At 62.6% G+C, this 14,519-nt stretch carries 17 protein-coding genes; 8 read left to right on the top strand and 9 right to left on the bottom strand.

Annotation, left to right across the window (positions count from 1 at the left end):
* Positions 1 to 64 precede the first annotated feature (64 nt).
* Together C8K66_RS04325 and cysK are read right to left on the bottom strand one after the other, a co-directional pair.
* Entirely contained in the window at positions 65 to 1,003 is a 939-nt protein-coding gene (locus tag C8K66_RS04325) for an aspartyl/asparaginyl beta-hydroxylase domain-containing protein (RefSeq protein ID WP_017848761.1), read from the bottom strand.
* A 186-nt stretch (positions 1,004 to 1,189) separates the two neighbouring features.
* Positions 1,190 to 2,164: a cysteine synthase A gene (cysK, locus tag C8K66_RS04320; protein ID WP_017848760.1), complete on the bottom strand. Its 975-nt coding sequence runs from the start codon at positions 2,162 to 2,164 to the stop codon at positions 1,190 to 1,192.
* A 256-nt stretch (positions 2,165 to 2,420) separates the two neighbouring features.
* Between cysK and C8K66_RS04315 the strand changes: the two genes are divergently transcribed.
* Both C8K66_RS04315 and C8K66_RS04310 read left to right on the top strand, forming a co-directional pair.
* The gene (locus C8K66_RS04315) at positions 2,421 to 3,266 is read left to right on the top strand and encodes a MoxR family ATPase (protein WP_017848759.1); all 846 of its coding nucleotides are present in this window, start codon (positions 2,421 to 2,423) and stop codon (positions 3,264 to 3,266) included.
* Between the two features lie 11 nt (positions 3,267 to 3,277).
* The gene (locus C8K66_RS04310) at positions 3,278 to 4,456 is read left to right on the top strand and encodes a VWA domain-containing protein (RefSeq protein ID WP_057004997.1); all 1,179 of its coding nucleotides are present in this window, start codon (positions 3,278 to 3,280) and stop codon (positions 4,454 to 4,456) included.
* A gap of 25 nt (positions 4,457 to 4,481) precedes the next feature.
* Here C8K66_RS04310 and C8K66_RS04305 read toward each other — a convergent pair whose 3' ends face one another.
* The 4 genes from C8K66_RS04305 to C8K66_RS04290 all read right to left on the bottom strand — a co-directional run bounded on the left by C8K66_RS04305 (position 4,482) and on the right by C8K66_RS04290 (position 7,333).
* Positions 4,482 to 5,222, bottom strand: coding sequence for a 5-oxoprolinase subunit PxpA (locus C8K66_RS04305; RefSeq protein WP_046384331.1), 741 nt, complete (start codon positions 5,220 to 5,222; stop codon positions 4,482 to 4,484).
* A gap of 216 nt (positions 5,223 to 5,438) precedes the next feature.
* Positions 5,439 to 5,981 carry a DUF2937 family protein gene (locus C8K66_RS04300; RefSeq protein WP_017848756.1) on the bottom strand — a complete coding sequence of 181 codons (543 nt, stop codon included), beginning with the start codon at positions 5,979 to 5,981 and terminating at the stop codon, positions 5,439 to 5,441.
* Positions 5,982 to 5,992: 11 nt separating this feature from the next.
* Entirely contained in the window at positions 5,993 to 6,769 is a 777-nt protein-coding gene (locus C8K66_RS04295; RefSeq protein ID WP_108524354.1) for a class II glutamine amidotransferase, read from the bottom strand.
* Positions 6,770 to 6,799: 30 nt separating this feature from the next.
* A complete protein-coding gene (locus C8K66_RS04290; RefSeq protein WP_017848754.1) occupies positions 6,800 to 7,333 on the bottom strand; it encodes a hypothetical protein in 534 nt (177 codons plus the stop codon).
* A gap of 21 nt (positions 7,334 to 7,354) precedes the next feature.
* Between C8K66_RS04290 and C8K66_RS04285 the strand changes: the two genes are divergently transcribed.
* On the top strand, positions 7,355 to 9,409 hold the full coding sequence (locus C8K66_RS04285; protein WP_046384332.1) for a S9 family peptidase: 2,055 nt from the start codon (positions 7,355 to 7,357) through the stop codon (positions 9,407 to 9,409).
* A 34-nt stretch (positions 9,410 to 9,443) separates the two neighbouring features.
* On the opposite strand, the gene C8K66_RS04280 is transcribed toward C8K66_RS04285, so the two are convergent.
* Complete coding sequence (locus C8K66_RS04280; protein ID WP_017848752.1) at positions 9,444 to 9,722, bottom strand: hypothetical protein; 279 nt, start codon at positions 9,720 to 9,722, stop codon at positions 9,444 to 9,446.
* A 78-nt stretch (positions 9,723 to 9,800) separates the two neighbouring features.
* Between C8K66_RS04280 and C8K66_RS04275 the strand changes: the two genes are divergently transcribed.
* The 4 genes from C8K66_RS04275 to C8K66_RS04260 all read left to right on the top strand — a co-directional run bounded on the left by C8K66_RS04275 (position 9,801) and on the right by C8K66_RS04260 (position 12,008).
* The gene (locus tag C8K66_RS04275; RefSeq protein WP_017848751.1) at positions 9,801 to 10,487 is read left to right on the top strand and encodes a spermidine synthase; all 687 of its coding nucleotides are present in this window, start codon (positions 9,801 to 9,803) and stop codon (positions 10,485 to 10,487) included.
* 60 nt (positions 10,488 to 10,547) lie between these two features.
* Positions 10,548 to 10,922: a YajD family HNH nuclease gene (locus C8K66_RS04270; RefSeq protein ID WP_003210675.1), complete on the top strand. Its 375-nt coding sequence runs from the start codon at positions 10,548 to 10,550 to the stop codon at positions 10,920 to 10,922.
* A 199-nt stretch (positions 10,923 to 11,121) separates the two neighbouring features.
* Positions 11,122 to 11,589: an RNA methyltransferase gene (locus C8K66_RS04265; protein WP_017848750.1), complete on the top strand. Its 468-nt coding sequence runs from the start codon at positions 11,122 to 11,124 to the stop codon at positions 11,587 to 11,589.
* A gap of 68 nt (positions 11,590 to 11,657) precedes the next feature.
* Complete coding sequence (locus C8K66_RS04260) at positions 11,658 to 12,008, top strand: DUF2892 domain-containing protein (protein ID WP_017848749.1); 351 nt, start codon at positions 11,658 to 11,660, stop codon at positions 12,006 to 12,008.
* Between the two features lie 65 nt (positions 12,009 to 12,073).
* Here C8K66_RS04260 and C8K66_RS04255 read toward each other — a convergent pair whose 3' ends face one another.
* Together C8K66_RS04255 and C8K66_RS04250 are read right to left on the bottom strand one after the other, a co-directional pair.
* A complete protein-coding gene (locus C8K66_RS04255; protein ID WP_108524353.1) occupies positions 12,074 to 13,294 on the bottom strand; it encodes a hypothetical protein in 1,221 nt (406 codons plus the stop codon).
* Between the two features lie 13 nt (positions 13,295 to 13,307).
* A complete protein-coding gene (locus tag C8K66_RS04250) occupies positions 13,308 to 13,757 on the bottom strand; it encodes a YcgN family cysteine cluster protein (RefSeq protein ID WP_017848747.1) in 450 nt (149 codons plus the stop codon).
* Between the two features lie 153 nt (positions 13,758 to 13,910).
* On the opposite strand from C8K66_RS04250, the gene C8K66_RS04245 reads away from it, so the two are divergent.
* Entirely contained in the window at positions 13,911 to 14,504 is a 594-nt protein-coding gene (locus C8K66_RS04245) for a nitroreductase family protein (RefSeq protein ID WP_017848746.1), read from the top strand.
* The last annotated feature ends 15 nt before the right edge of the window (positions 14,505 to 14,519 follow it).

Here is a 14,519-nt window from a genome sequence, read left to right as displayed (position 1 = left end):
ACTGACACACCGCCATCGGGGGCAAGCCCCCTCCCACAGTTTTGACCGCATTTAAAGCTTCAAGTCAGCCGAAGAGCCACTTCCACAGCAGTACCAAGACGACAACCGCCAGCACCGGCCGCGCAATGCGGTAGGCCTTGGGATGCTTGCGCTTCCACTGCTTGACCACGCTGCTGATCTTGTCGCTGAACGACTTGCTCCAGGCATAAGCCTGGTTGATGCCACCGACGCGTTCGTCGTCCAGGTTCTGCGGCGCGGTGGCGCGGCCCAGTTGCGCGCTGACCCAGCGGTTGATGCGGGTCATCAGCGGATTGCTCAGCGGGCGCTCGATGTCGCAGAACAGGATCACGCGGGTCTTTTCCGTCTCGTTCTTCACCCAGTGTACGTAGGTCTCGTCGAACATCACGTCTTCACCGTCGCGCCAGGCGTATTCCTGGCCGTCGACGAAAATGCGGCAGTCGTCGGAGTTCGGCGTGGACAGGCCCAGGTGATAACGCAGGGAACCGGCAAACGGGTCGCGGTGCGGGTTGAGGTGACTGCCGCCCGGCAACAGCGCGAACATCGCGCCCTTGACGTTGGGGATGCTGCTGACCAGGGCCACGGTTTTCGGGCACAGGGCCTCGGCCGAGGGCAGCGGTTTGTCGTACCACTTGAGGTAGAAACGCTTCCAGCCCTTCTTGAAGAACGAGCCGAAGCCGGCGTCGTTATTCTTTTCGGCGGCGCGGATGTAACCCTCGTCGAACAGGTGCATGGCTTCTTCGCGGATCACTTCCCAGTTGTCCTTGAGCACGTCCAGTTCCGGGAACTTGCTGCGGTCCAGGTACGGCTTGGACGGCACGGCCGAGAACAGGTACATCAAGGCGTTATACGGGGCAAACAGCGCCGAGTGGTTGACGAACTGGCGCAACATCGGCAAACGGGCCTTGCCGCGCAGGTGTACGTACAGCGTGCTGCCGATAAACACCAGCAACACCGACAGTTTGGCGGCCAAAGAAAAGGTCATGCAGCAACTCCTGGAAATAAGCGCCTGGCCAACAACCTCCCGTCGAGGGGAAACCAGGCGTAGCAGCCGGCCATGATAAACACTCCGGACCTCGGGAAAAACCCGCGCAGTCCAACAATCAGCGTTTAAAACGGCGCGAGGGTAGGCCAATTATGCATAAGGCCCCCGCTCTCACGCTGATTTGCATCAAGCCTGGTTTTCTTGATCGGTAAACAAATCACTGAACAGCATGCTCGACAGGTAGCGCTCGCCGGAGTCCGGCAGGATCACCACGATGGTCTTGCCCTGCATCTCCGGCTTCTCGGCCAGGCGCACGGCGACCGCCATCGCCGCGCCGCAGGAGATCCCGCACAGAATCCCCTCTTCCCGCATCAGGCGCAGGGCCATGGCCTTGGATTCGTCGTCGCTCACCAGTTCCACGCGGTCGACCATCGACAGGTCGAGGTTCTTCGGCACGAACCCGGCGCCGATGCCCTGGATCTTGTGCGGACTCGGCTTGATCTCTTCACCGGCCAGCGCCTGGGTGATCACCGGCGAGACGATCGGCTCGACGGCCACCGACAGAATCGGCTTGCCCGCAGTGTTCTTGATATAGCGCGACACCCCGGTAATGGTGCCGCCGGTGCCCACGCCCGCCACCAACACGTCGACGGCGCCGTCGGTGTCGTTCCAGATTTCCGGACCGGTGGTTTTTTCGTGGATCGCCGGGTTGGCCGGGTTTTCGAACTGCGCTGGCATGTAGTAGGTGGCCGGGTCGCTGGCGAGGATTTCCGCGGCTTTGTCGATTGCGCCCTTCATGCCCTTGGCCGGCTCGGTCAACACCAGCTCGGCGCCCAGGGCCTTGAGCACTTTGCGGCGCTCGATGCTCATCGACGCAGGCATGGTCAGCACCAGTTTGTAGCCACGGGCCGCGGCGACGAACGCCAGGCCGATACCGGTGTTGCCCGAGGTCGGTTCGACAATGGTCATGCCCGGCTTGAGTTTGCCGGTGCTTTCCGCGTCCCAGATCATGTTCGCGCCAATGCGACACTTCACCGAATAACCCGGGTTACGCCCTTCGATCTTGGCCAGGATGGTCACGCCACGCGGTGCGATGCGGTTGATCTGAACCAGAGGCGTGTTACCGATGGAGTGCGCGTTGTCTGCAAAAATGCGGCTCATGACGGGTCCTTGAGGCGGCTTGAAGAAAGCCCCAAGGGTATGCCTCGTCTTCCAAAGCGTCCAGTCAGAGGAACGTCGGAGACATCGCAATAGTCAATCTCCTACAAGCCCGCAGATCGGCCCCGGGAACGACCACGCCTTCGATCCACTGAGCGCACGCGTGACTGGTCATTCAGAGACTGAATAACCCGTCTGCGTTCACAGTCGCCGGGGCCGCACGGTATAGTCGGGCATTGATGAATTCGAGGAATGACCGATGAAGTTCGAAGGCACCCAGGCCTACGTTGCCACCGATGACCTGAAACTGGCCGTCAACGCGGCCATCACCCTGGAGCGGCCGCTGCTGGTCAAGGGCGAGCCGGGCACCGGCAAGACCATGCTCGCCGAGCAGTTGGCCGAATCCTTCGGCGCCAAGCTGATCACCTGGCACATCAAGTCCACCACCAAGGCCCACCAGGGCCTGTACGAGTACGATGCGGTCAGCCGCCTGCGCGACTCGCAGCTGGGCGTGGACAAGGTGCATGACGTGCGCAACTACCTGAAGAAGGGCAAGCTCTGGGAAGCCTTCGAGGCCGAGGAACGGGTGATCCTGCTGATCGACGAAATCGACAAGGCCGACATCGAATTCCCCAACGACCTGCTGCAAGAACTCGACAAGATGGAGTTCTACGTCTACGAAATCGACGAGACCATCAAGGCCAAGAAACGCCCGATCATCATCATTACCTCCAACAATGAAAAAGAACTGCCGGATGCGTTCCTGCGCCGCTGCTTCTTCCATTACATCGCCTTCCCCGACCGCGCCACCCTGCAAAAGATCGTCGATGTGCATTACCCCGACATCAAGAAAGACCTGGTCAGCGAAGCGCTGGACGTGTTCTTCGACGTGCGCAAAGTGCCGGGCCTGAAGAAAAAGCCCTCCACCTCCGAACTGGTCGACTGGCTCAAGCTGCTGATGGCCGACAATATCGGCGAAGCGGTACTGCGCGAACGCGACCCGACCAAGGCCATCCCGCCCCTGGCCGGTGCGCTGGTGAAGAACGAGCAGGACGTGCAATTGCTCGAACGCCTGGCGTTCATGAGCCGTCGCGGTAACCGATAAGGGCGCCTGCCATGTTGCTCAACCTGTTCAATGAAATGCGTGCAGCCAAGGTGCCGGTGTCGGTGCGCGAGCTGCTCGACCTGATCAACGCCCTGAAACAGCGGGTGATCTTCGCCGACATGGACGAGTTCTACTACTTGGCCCGGGCGATCCTGGTCAAGGACGAACGCCATTTCGACAAGTTCGACCGCGCCTTCAGCGCCTATTTCAACGGTCTGGAAAAGCTCGACGACCACCTGCAGGCGCTGATCCCCGAAGACTGGCTGCGCAAGGAGTTCGAACGCTCGCTGAGCGACGAAGAACGCGCGCAGATCCAGTCCCTCGGCGGCCTGGACAAGTTGATCGAAGCGTTCAAGAAACGCCTGGAAGAACAGAAAGAGCGCCACGCCGGCGGCAACAAGTGGATCGGCACCGGCGGCACCAGCCCGTTCGGCTCCGGCGGCTACAACCCGGAAGGCATCCGCGTCGGCGATGCGGGCAAGCGCCAGGGCAAGGCGGTGAAAGTCTGGGACCAGCGCGAGTACAAGAACCTCGACGATCAGGTGGAACTGGGCACGCGCAACATCAAGATCGCCCTGCGCCGCCTGCGCAAGTTCGCGCGCCAGGGTGCGGCGGAAGAGCTGGACATCGACGGCACCATCGACCACACCGCCCGCGATGCCGGCTTGCTGAATATCCAGATGCGCCCGGAACGGCGCAACACCATCAAGCTGCTGTTGCTGTTCGACATCGGCGGCTCGATGGACGCCCATGTGAAGATCTGCGAAGAGCTGTTCTCCGCGTGCAAGACCGAGTTCAAGCACCTGGAGTACTTCTACTTCCACAACTTCGTGTACGAGTCGGTGTGGAAGAACAACCAGCGCCGGACGTCGGAGCGCACCTCCACCCAAGACTTGCTGCACAAATATGGCGCCGATTACAAAGTGATCTTTATCGGCGATGCCTCGATGGCGCCGTATGAAATCACCCAGGCCGGCGGCAGCGTCGAGCATTGGAACGAGGAGCCGGGGTATGTGTGGATGCAGCGCTTCATGGCCAAGTACAAGAAGCTGATCTGGATAAACCCGTATCCGAAGGACACCTGGGGCTATACGGCGTCGACCGGGATCGTGCGGGAGTTGGTCGAAGACCAGATGTATCCGCTGACCTTGCGCGGGCTGGAAGAAGGCATGCGGTTCCTTTCCAAGTAACCCGATATCTCCCATAGGCGTGGCGTCACTGGCACTTCAACGCCTCGCGAATGCGCTGCACGGAGGCCACCGAACTGGCGTTATCGCCATGCACACACAAGGTATTGGCCCGCAGGACCAAGGGGCTGCCATCGCTGGCGGTCAAGGGTTCGCCACGGGAAATGGTCAGGGATTGCTGGATGATGGCTTCGGTATCGTGGTGTACCGCGCCGGGCAATTGGCGGGAAACCAGGTGCCCCTTGTTGTCGTAGGCGCGGTCGGCGAACGCCTCGAACCACAGGATCACACCGTATTCGTCGCCCAGCGCCTGGGCCGCGCGGTTGTCGCGGGTGGCCAGCAGCATCAGCGGCAGTTCGCCGTAAGCGGCAACGGCCTGGATCACCGCGCGCAACTGCGCGGGGTTGGCCATCATGTCGTTGTACATCGCGCCATGGGGTTTGACGTAGCTGACCCGTCCGCCCTGGGCGCGGCAAATGCCGTCGAGCGCGCCGATCTGGTAGTGCAACAGGTCTTGGATTTCTTCGGGCGTGTAGGCCATGGAACGGCGGCCGAAACCTTGCAGGTCCTGATACGCCGGGTGCGCCCCGACCAGCACGCCATGCTTGAGCGCCAGGCCGACGGTCTTGCGCATGACGCTCGGGTCGCCGGCATGGAAGCCGCAGGCCACGTTGGCGCAATCAATGAACGGCATGACCTCAGCGTCCAGACCCAGGTTCCAGTTGCCATAGCTTTCGCCGATGTCGCAATTCAATAGCAGACGGCTCACGCTGAGTGCTCCTGTAGGCTTTGTTTTTTTGTAGTGTGGGATCTTTTACACAAGACTCGCAACTTATCCCACCCTCCCAGCGACACTTATCGTGAAACGGCGCGATTTTTGGCGTGTGTCCGGGACGGTGTCCACCCCATAAAGGTCGACCCCAGAAGTTGAAGGAACGCGATTAAAACGGTGGGAGCAAGCCCCCTCCCACCATTACAGGCCTTTCTACAGCCCTTTCAAATCACGCTCTTCGATCGGCCGGCTCTGGCGCAGGCGCTTGCCGCCCAGCACCACCCAGTCGATCAAGCGGAACAGGCACTCCAGGCCGAACGACAACAACATCGCCCCGCCCAGGCCCCAGCCCATGGCTTCGGGGGTCAGCAGGATCTGGTAGCTGTAGCCGTTCCAGGTTTCCAGGCGGATCGCCGGGTCGGCCGCGACCGCTACCTGCAATGCGCGAATGTACCAGGGGCCTTGCATGGCCTGGAATTGCTTGTCCAGCGCCAACTGACGATCCAACAACGTGCCGAGGCTGTTGGCATCGCTGCGAAACACCGGGTCGTCGCTGGCGCGGTAGTGGGCGACCAGGGCCTGCAAGTCGCCGTTGAAGAACTGTTGCGCGGTGGATTCAAAGCCGCGCAGGCCGGTCTGGGCCTCGATCAGGTGGGCTTCGACGCGCTTGGCGTAGTCATTGATGAACCCCGGCACTTGCACACCGACCAACAAGCCAATGGCAAACAACACCAACCGCAGATAGCTGAGCAACATAGTCGACTTCCTTACTCGGTAATGCCCTGGCTGACGCATTCACCGCGCCGCCACAGGCTCCACTGGCCCGGTTCGTAGCGGGTCCAGTTTTCGTTGTCGGTCAGGGGTTCGGTGGCGATCACCGTTACCACATCGTTGGGCGTGGTTTCGGCCTGGAAATCGACGATCACGTCGACATCTTTCAAGCGTGCCGGGCCGAACGGAGCACGCCGGGTGATCTGGGCCAATTTGGTCGTGCAGTAGCAGAACAACCAATCGCCGTCGCTGAGCAGGCAGTTGAACACGCCTTTGCTGCGGTATTCGGTGCAGGCGGCGATCAGGTCCGGCAGCATCTGTTCGATCTCCACCGGCTCCGGGAACGCCTCGCGGACGCGGTTGAGCAGGTCGCAGAACGCCGCTTCGCTGTCGGTGTCGCCCACCGGCCGGTAAAACGTGGCGCGCGGTTTGAAGTCGGCCAATTGGCCGTTGTGCGCAAAGCACCAGTTACGCCCCCACAGCTCGCGCACGAACGGGTGGGTATTGGACAGGCACACCTTGCCCACGTTGGCCTGACGGATATGGCCAATCACCACTTCACTTTTGATGGGATAACGCTGCACCAGCCGCGCGACTTCCGATTCGCTGCTCGCGGCCGGGTCCTGGAACAGGCGCAGGCCACGGCCTTCATAGAACGCGATGCCCCAACCGTCGCGGTGGGGGCCGGTACGCCCACCGCGCTGCATCAGCCCGGTAAAGCTGAACACGATATCGGTGGGGACGTTGGCACTCATGCCCAATAATTCACACATGCCAGGGCTCTCGCTGCAGGGCAGACAACGTTAAAGGCGCGGTTCGACCCGCATACCGCCCACAGGCGCCGGGCGACGGAACGGCTCGTCATCGTCTTCGGGCTCGGCGGCCAAGGCGGCATCAGCGGCGGCCTTGCGCTCACGGCGGGCGTTGGCGGCGCGCTCGATGGGCCAGCGGATCAACACAAACACGAGGTACACGCCAAAGGCGATCATCGTGTACATGAACAAGTCGGAGACGGCCCGCCAGGCGTTATTGCCGACCTTGAGCACCAGGTCCAGCGCAGTAATCGCCACGGCCGGCGCGAACTGGGTCTTGACCGGGTCGACGATGGTCGGGCTCAACAGCAGCACGGCCATCAGCAATTGCAGTGGCTCGCGCAACCAGCGCCAGATCCAGCGGGTCATGCGCCACCACACCAACAGGCAGCCCAAAGCGGCGAAGGCGTAAAGGCCCCAAGCGGTCAGATAATCGTTCTCGGTCATGGTGTCCATGGCAAGGTAGGCAAACAGGCCGCTATGATAACGGCTTTTGCGTGTCGCGGCTGCAATGCCTGCCACCATCCGCCAGACAGAGAGTGATCCATGCCGCCATCGACCCCCATCACTGCCGCCCCGATTGCCCGCAAGGCCCCAGGCCAGGACCCTTACGCCTGGCTGCAAGTGCGTGACAGCGCAGAAGTGATGGATTACCTGAAAGCCGAAAACGCCTGGCAGGAAGCCCAACTCGCCGGGCAACAGGCGCTGCGTGAAACCCTGTTCGAAGAGATCAAGGGCCGTATCCTCGAAACCGACCTGTCGCTGCCCTCCCCCTGGGGCCCGTACCTGTATTACACGCGCACCACCGCCGGCGACGAATACGCCCGCCACTACCGCTGCCGCCGCCCGGCCGACGACAGCAACCAGGTGGATGACAGCAGCGAGGAGCTGTTGCTCGACCCCAACGTGCTGGCCAACGGCGGCTTTTTCTCCCTCGGTGCGTTCAGCATCAGCCCCGACCATCAGCGCCTGGCCTACAGCCTCGATACCAATGGCGAAGAGATCTACACCCTGTACGTGAAGGAATTGGCCACCGACAAAGTCAGCGAACTGGCGTTCGATAACTGCGACGGCAGCATGACCTGGGCCAATGACAGCCTGACCCTGTTTTTCGGCGAACTGGACGATACCCATCGTCCGCACAAACTCTACCGCTATCGCCTGGACGGCACCGCCGCGCAGGAAGTGTTCCACGAGACCGACGGGCGTTTCTTCCTGCACTGCTACCGTTCCAGCTCCGAGCGCCAGTTGCTGGTGGCCCTGGGCAGCAAGACCACCAGTGAAATCTGGGCGCTGGACGCCGACCAGCCGCACCTGGACTTCACCTGCCTGGCGCCACGGGTCGAAGACCACGAGTACGACGTCGACCACGGCCAGCTCGACGGCGCGTGGACCTGGTTCATCCGCAGCAACCGCGACGGCATCAACTACGCCCTGTTCGTCGCCGCCGACACCGGCCGCGTGCCGACCCAGGCCGACTGGAAAAACCTGATCCCCCACAGCGATGAGGTGATGCTCGACGGCGTGAGCCTGAATGCCGGCGCCATGACCTTGAGCCTGCGCATCGGCGGCCTGCCGGTCATCGAAGTGCATCCCCAGGGTCTACCGACCTATCGTGTGAAATTGCCTGACGCTGCCTACAGCCTCTACGTACAAAACAGCCTGGAATTCCCCAGCGACAAGATCCGCCTGCGCTACGAAGCCCTGAACCGTCCGGCCCAGGTGCGCCAGCTGGAACTGGCCAGCGGCGCGCAACAGGTGCTCAAGGAAACCCCGGTACTCGGCGTCTTCAACGCCGACGATTACGTCAGCCAGCGTTTGTGGGCAACCTCCGCCGATGGCACCCAGGTGCCGATCAGCCTGGTGGTCAAGCGCGACCAGCTTGGCAAACCGACGCCGCTGTACCTCTACGGCTATGGCGCCTACGGCCAGAGCCTCGATCCGTGGTTCTCCCACGCGCGCCTGAGCCTGCTGGACCGTGGCGTCGCGTTTGCCATTGCGCATGTGCGCGGCGGCGGCGAGCTGGGCGAAGCCTGGTATCGCAATGGCAAACAAGAACACAAGCAGAACACGTTCAGCGACTTTATCGCCTGTGCCGAACACCTGATCGCACAGGGTTTGACCTGCGCCAAACAGTTGGTGATCAGCGGCGGCAGTGCCGGTGGCCTGTTGATCGGCGCGGTGCTCAACCAGCGTCCGGAGCTGTTCCAGGCGGCGATTGCCGAAGTGCCGTTCGTCGACGTGCTCAACACCATGCTCGACCCGGACCTGCCGCTGACCGTCACCGAGTACGACGAGTGGGGCAACCCGCAGGAGCCCGAGGTCTATGCGCGCATCAAGGCGTATGCGCCGTATGAGAACGTGCGCGCCCAGGCCTACCCGGCCCTGCTGGTGATCGCCGGCTACAACGACAGCCGCGTGCAGTACTGGGAAGCGGCCAAGTGGGTGGCCAAGCTGCGCGACACCAAGACGGACGACAACCTGCTGCTGCTCAAGACCGAACTGGGGGCCGGCCATGGCGGCATGAGCGGGCGTTACCAGGGATTACGTGACGTAGCACTCGAATATGCATTTGTGTTCAAGGCGCTCGGGCTGGTTTAGCGGTCCTGGCTGAACGCTGGAGCGCTCGACGCGGTTAACCGCCGGGCGTCTTCGGCTTGCTGTCGTTCGGCGGCACGCCGGGGACCGTCTGGTCCTTCGGTGGCGCAGGTAACACGATAGGCACCAGCGGCGGCGAGCCGTTCGTCTTGGGCACCGCCGGCGGGGTGACTTGCGGATACAGCGTCGGGGTGGGGGTGCCCGGCGCGCCTGGGGTTGGCGCCGGCGCAACCGGTACGGTTTGCAACTCCTGAGCCTGCGCCACACCCAATGTGAGCGCGCCCAACACAATGACCGTTAGAATGCTGCACTTCATCGATGGCTCCATGGCCTGACCGGAATGTCGTAAGGCTACTCCCAACCGCGCAAGAATGCCCTTCCCAATGAGATCTCCATGAAACGTTTCGTTCTGCTGGACACCACCCCGATCCCCGACAACGGCGGTGCCTTGTGCCTGTTCGAATACGGCGAGGACTTTGTCATCAAGATCCAGGGCGGCGACGGCGGCCAGTTGATGAACACGCGCATGCACGGCTCCGAAGACGCGCTGGCAGAAATCCCTTGTCGCAAAGTCGCCGGCCGCCCCGGTTCGCGGGTATTGATCGGCGGGCTGGGCATGGGTTTCACCCTCGCGTCGGCCCTCAAGCACCTGGGCAAGACCGCCGAAGTGGTGGTGGCAGAACTGGTGCCCGGTGTCGTGGAATGGAACCGTGGCCCCTTGGGCGAAAAGGCCGGGCGCCCGCTGCTTGACCCGCGCACCGTGGTCCGCATGGAAGACGTGGCCAAGGTGCTGCAAGCCGAGCCCCAGGGCTTTGATGCGATCATGCTCGACGTGGACAACGGCCCCGAAGGCCTTACGCAAAAAGCCAACAGTTGGCTCTACTCCGCCGGTGGCCTGGCCGCCTGCGCCAAGGCCCTGCGCCCCAAGGGCGTACTTGCGGTGTGGTCGGCCAGCGCCGACAAGCTGTTCAGCGACAAGCTGCGCAAGGCCGGTTTCAAGGCCGAGGAAGTGCAAGTGTTCGCCCATGGCAACAAGGGCACGCGGCACACCATCTGGATTGCGGAAAAGCTCAAGGGCTAATTGCGCCGCGATTGGCTAGAATCAACCCTATCCGTGAACCACCCGAAGACAGGAGCCATGATGAGCTCGACCAACCCGCCCTCCCACACCGCCAAGCTCGACCGCATCCTCGCCGATGCCCAGCGCGACCGGGAAATGGGCTACCGCGACAAAGCCCTGAAAATGTACCCCCACGTGTGCGGCCGCTGCGCCCGTGAGTTCGCCGGCAAGCGCCTGAGCGAACTGACCGTACACCACCGCAACCACAACCATGACGACAATCCTCAGGATGGGTCCAACTGGGAGTTGCTGTGCCTGTACTGCCACGACAACGAGCACTCGCGCTACACCGACCAGCAGTACTTCGGCGAAGGCTCCACCAGCAGCCCGACGATCGCCAAGGCCACGCACAACCCGTTCGCGGCGTTGGCAGGGTTGATGAAGAAAGACGACTGAAGTTGCGCGCGGGCTGCCCCGCCCTCTTCGCGGGCAAGCCCGCTCCTACCTTTGACCGCATTCCAGAGCATGGACACGGACCAATGTGGGAGCGGGCTTGCTCGCGAAGGCAGCAGCGCCAGCGACGCAGCGCTCGATAGCGACCACAGCCCGACCAATCCCCGTATAATCGCCGCTTTTCTCCAAGGCACCCTTCCCCGTGGGCAATAAACGCTACAGCTGCATCGGTCTGTATAACCCCAAATCCCCCGAAAACGTCGGTTCGGTGATGCGCGCCGCCGGTTGCTACGGCGTGGCCTCGGTGTTCTACACCGGCAAACGCTACGAGCGCGCCCGGGATTTCATCACCGACACCAAGAAGGTCCACCACGACATTCCGCTGATCGGCATCGATGACCTGAGAAAAATCCTGCCGCTGGGCTGCATCCCGGTCGCCGTCGAACTGGTGGACGGCGCCCGCCCGCTGCCCGAATACACCCACCCCGACCGCGCGCTGTACATCTTCGGCCCCGAGGACGGCTCCCTCGACAAAGAGATTCGCGACTGGTGTGAAGACGTGGTGTACATCCCGACCACCGGCTGCATGAACCTCGCCGCCACCGTCAACGTGGTGCTCTACGACCGCCTGGCCAAGGGCAATAACACCCGCTCTGGGCCCAAATACTGAGTTGCCGGGAACATCCGGCGCCTGCACACAGTCAGTTGCGTATCACTAGCCCTTGTTGGAGACCGATCATGAGCGACAGCAAAACCCTGCGACCTGTCATTGAATCCACCCCACGCCAGGCCCGCCCCACGCAGAACGTACACGGCTGGGAGCGCATCGGCTCGGTGGCCGGCGGCGTGATCATGGTCGGCAAAGGCCTGCGCCGTGGCGGGATTTTCGGGCTGCTCCAGGTGGCGATTGGCGGCGTGGCGCTGACGCGTGGGTTTACCGGGCACAGTTCGCTCAAGGACAAGCTGGAACAAGGTCGCCAGGAAATGAACAGCCTGCGCACGAAAATCGAGCGGGCCGGTGACGAGTTGAAGAACCTGAAGACCAAGGCGCAAACGGGGGCCGAAAAGGCCACAAAAACCACCGGCTGAGCCAAGTCTTCTGTCTGTTGCTGATCCAGATGTGGGAGGCGGCTTGCTCCCACCTTTATTCTGGGTCAGCGCAACAGCTTGGAGTCCAACACCACCGACGACTCGCCGATGATGCTCTGGGCCAGTCGCACAAACTCTGGGGTGCTGACGCTGTTCGCCCGCATCACCACTTGCGCGAGATCATCCAGCGAGCGCTTGTTGTGGGTTTTCACGCGGATCTCGCGATCCAGCTCCTGCATCACCACCACTGCCCGCGCCACGGTTGCGCCGCTGACGTGCTCGCCACGCAGGCTGGTGACGTCCTTGCCTTCGCGGGTCAACCGCGCCTGTATCGCCGCATAGCGCTCATCGGTGATCCCGCCGCCACGGCGCAGCAGTTCGATCGCGTAATACTCCGCCAGGCCTTCGCTGATCCAGTCGCTGGCATCATGGTCACTGAAGCGGCCGATGGCATGCACCACTTCGCGGATCAACGGGCTGCTGCCGTTTTCACTGACCAGCGGCGTGCGGCTGTTGAGGTAGACCGAGTCGCGCGCCGAGAAGGCGCCACGGCGCATCGGGTCGCTGGCGCCGACAATCAATAGCTTGGCGGGGTGACGCGGGAACGCGGCTTCCACCTGCGGCCAGACGAAAGTCAGCAACGTCAGCACATCCATACGGCGCATGGCCTGGCCCTTGGGCGAGGCCACGGTGACGTCGGTTTCGCCCAGGCGCACACGGCGGCTGCCGAGGTTACCGGCGAGCATCCAGCCGGTGGGGCGGTCGAACAGGCGCGAGACGTTGTTGATCCGGAAGGTGTGCTTGCCGATACGCGGCCAGGCGGTTTCGACGCTTTTCCAGCCCGTCGGCAGCTCGAACACCAGGCGCGAGACCAGCTCGACGCCGTCCTGCTGGTCGAGGTGCGCGGTCGGCACCAGGTCTTCCCCGCGAAACAGCGCCCAATCCGGCGTCATGCGCGTTTCATAGATACCCGGCTTGCGCGCATGGCTGAGGCGCACACGGTAGGTCAGGCTGGCCTTGTCGGCGCTGGGTTGCCAAAGGCCGCGATGGCCACTGACTTTCCATTGGCCATCGGCCTTGAAATCGCTGTAGTCACCGTCGCGCCCCAGCTCGAAATCCAGGCTGCGCACCGCCGAACCCTGGGACAGGCTCACGCGCACCTCAGCCTGATCGCTCTGGGGCAGCAGTTTGACGTGATAGTCCAGGTCGACTTTCTTCGCGCACCACGCCGGTGTGCTCAGCGCCAGCAACACCAGGCTTGCCGCCAGCCGGGTCAGCCCCTTCATACTCGCTCCTTGTTCAGCCAGCGCGGAAAATCAGGTAATCCTCCCAGTCTTCTTCGGGCACGCTGCCTTCGCGGAGCATGCGTCCGGACTGGGAAATGCGTTCGTGATGCACGGCGTCACGGTCGCCGCAGACCAGGTGATGCCACAGCGGCAAGTCCTTGCGCTCGCTGACCAGGCGGTAACCGCAGGTGGGCGGCAACCACTTGAACTGGTCGGCCTGGCCCGGGGTAAGCTGGATGCAGTCGGGTACCGACGCGCGGCGGTTGGGGTAATCGGTGCACTGGCAGGTTTTCAGGTCGAGCAGTTTGCAGGCGATGCGCGTGTAATAGACGCTGTTGTCGTCTTCATCCTCGAGCTTTTGCAGGCAGCACAGGCCACAGCCGTCGCACAACGACTCCCACTCCTCCTGATCGAGGTGTTCAAGGGTTTTGCGTATCCAGAAAGGTTCGACTTTGGCGGCCATGGCTCTACATCGGTATCGGTGGGTGAAAAGGCCGCCAGTCTAGTGCCCAAGGCCACTGGGGCCAAGCGCTTACGACTGGCGGTGTTGCAAGACTTGTCAGTCTAGCGGGAGCGCAGTAGCTTTGAGCGCCGAATTGACGATCAGGAACTGCCCATGAGCACCAACCCCCGCGCTGCCGATTACCCGATCAACCCCCAGTTCACTGAGCGCTGGTCGCCCCGCGCCTTTACCGGCGAGAGCATCCCGCAGGAAACCCTGCTGAGTTTTTTCGAAGCCGCGCGCTGGGCGCCATCGGCCTACAACTCGCAGCCCTGGCGTTTTCTCTATGCGCGCCGTGACACGCCGGACTGGGAGCGTTTCCTCGGCCTGTTGAACGAATTCAACCGCAACTGGGCGCAGCACGCGTCGGCCCTGGTGATCATCGCCTCGAAAACCGACTTCATCGCCCCCGGCGCCAGCGAAGAAACCCCGGCGCTGTGGCACACCTTCGACACCGGTTCGGCCTGGGGCTACCTCGCGCTGCAGGCCAGCCTCAGCGGCTGGCACAGCCATGGCATGGCAGGCTTCGATCAGGCACTGACGCGCAAGGAGCTGAAGATTCCCGAGGGTTACGCGCTGCATGCGGCGGTCGCGATTGGCAAGCTGGGCGACAAGTCGAGCTTGCCCGAGTACCTGCAAGGCCGTGAGACCCCAAGCCCGCGCAAGCCGTTGAGCGAGCTGGTTTCGCAAGGCGATTTCAGTCTCTAGGACTGACGTGGGAGC

It is taken from the genome of Pseudomonas sp. GV105, from assembly GCF_003058185.1.
In the GTDB taxonomy this organism is placed as follows: Bacteria; Pseudomonadota; Gammaproteobacteria; order Pseudomonadales; family Pseudomonadaceae; genus Aquipseudomonas; species Aquipseudomonas veronii.
The sequence above is the reverse complement of the archived record's forward strand: the minus strand, read 5'-3'. Positions and strand labels throughout refer to the sequence as shown.

What these genes read in the sequence shown, in the direction of transcription:
- C8K66_RS04325 (WP_017848761.1), bottom strand. Translation starts at nt 1,003, where the DNA reads ATGACCTTTTCTTTGGCCGCCAAACTGTCGGTGTTGCTGGTGTTTATC.
- cysK (WP_017848760.1), bottom strand. Translation starts at nt 2,164, where the DNA reads ATGAGCCGCATTTTTGCAGACAACGCGCACTCCATCGGTAACACGCCT.
- C8K66_RS04315 (WP_017848759.1), top strand. Translation starts at nt 2,421, where the DNA reads ATGAAGTTCGAAGGCACCCAGGCCTACGTTGCCACCGATGACCTGAAA.
- C8K66_RS04310 (WP_057004997.1), top strand. Translation starts at nt 3,278, where the DNA reads ATGTTGCTCAACCTGTTCAATGAAATGCGTGCAGCCAAGGTGCCGGTG.
- C8K66_RS04300 (WP_017848756.1), bottom strand. Translation starts at nt 5,981, where the DNA reads ATGTTGCTCAGCTATCTGCGGTTGGTGTTGTTTGCCATTGGCTTGTTG.
- C8K66_RS04295 (WP_108524354.1), bottom strand. Translation starts at nt 6,769, where the DNA reads ATGTGTGAATTATTGGGCATGAGTGCCAACGTCCCCACCGATATCGTG.
- C8K66_RS04290 (WP_017848754.1), bottom strand. Translation starts at nt 7,333, where the DNA reads ATGGTGGCAGGCATTGCAGCCGCGACACGCAAAAGCCGTTATCATAGC.
- C8K66_RS04285 (WP_046384332.1), top strand. Translation starts at nt 7,355, where the DNA reads ATGCCGCCATCGACCCCCATCACTGCCGCCCCGATTGCCCGCAAGGCC.
- C8K66_RS04280 (WP_017848752.1), bottom strand. Translation starts at nt 9,722, where the DNA reads ATGAAGTGCAGCATTCTAACGGTCATTGTGTTGGGCGCGCTCACATTG.
- C8K66_RS04275 (WP_017848751.1), top strand. Translation starts at nt 9,801, where the DNA reads ATGAAACGTTTCGTTCTGCTGGACACCACCCCGATCCCCGACAACGGC.
- C8K66_RS04270 (WP_003210675.1), top strand. Translation starts at nt 10,548, where the DNA reads ATGAGCTCGACCAACCCGCCCTCCCACACCGCCAAGCTCGACCGCATC.
- C8K66_RS04260 (WP_017848749.1), top strand. Translation starts at nt 11,658, where the DNA reads ATGAGCGACAGCAAAACCCTGCGACCTGTCATTGAATCCACCCCACGC.
- C8K66_RS04255 (WP_108524353.1), bottom strand. Translation starts at nt 13,294, where the DNA reads ATGAAGGGGCTGACCCGGCTGGCGGCAAGCCTGGTGTTGCTGGCGCTG.
- C8K66_RS04250 (WP_017848747.1), bottom strand. Translation starts at nt 13,757, where the DNA reads ATGGCCGCCAAAGTCGAACCTTTCTGGATACGCAAAACCCTTGAACAC.
- C8K66_RS04245 (WP_017848746.1), top strand. Translation starts at nt 13,911, where the DNA reads ATGAGCACCAACCCCCGCGCTGCCGATTACCCGATCAACCCCCAGTTC.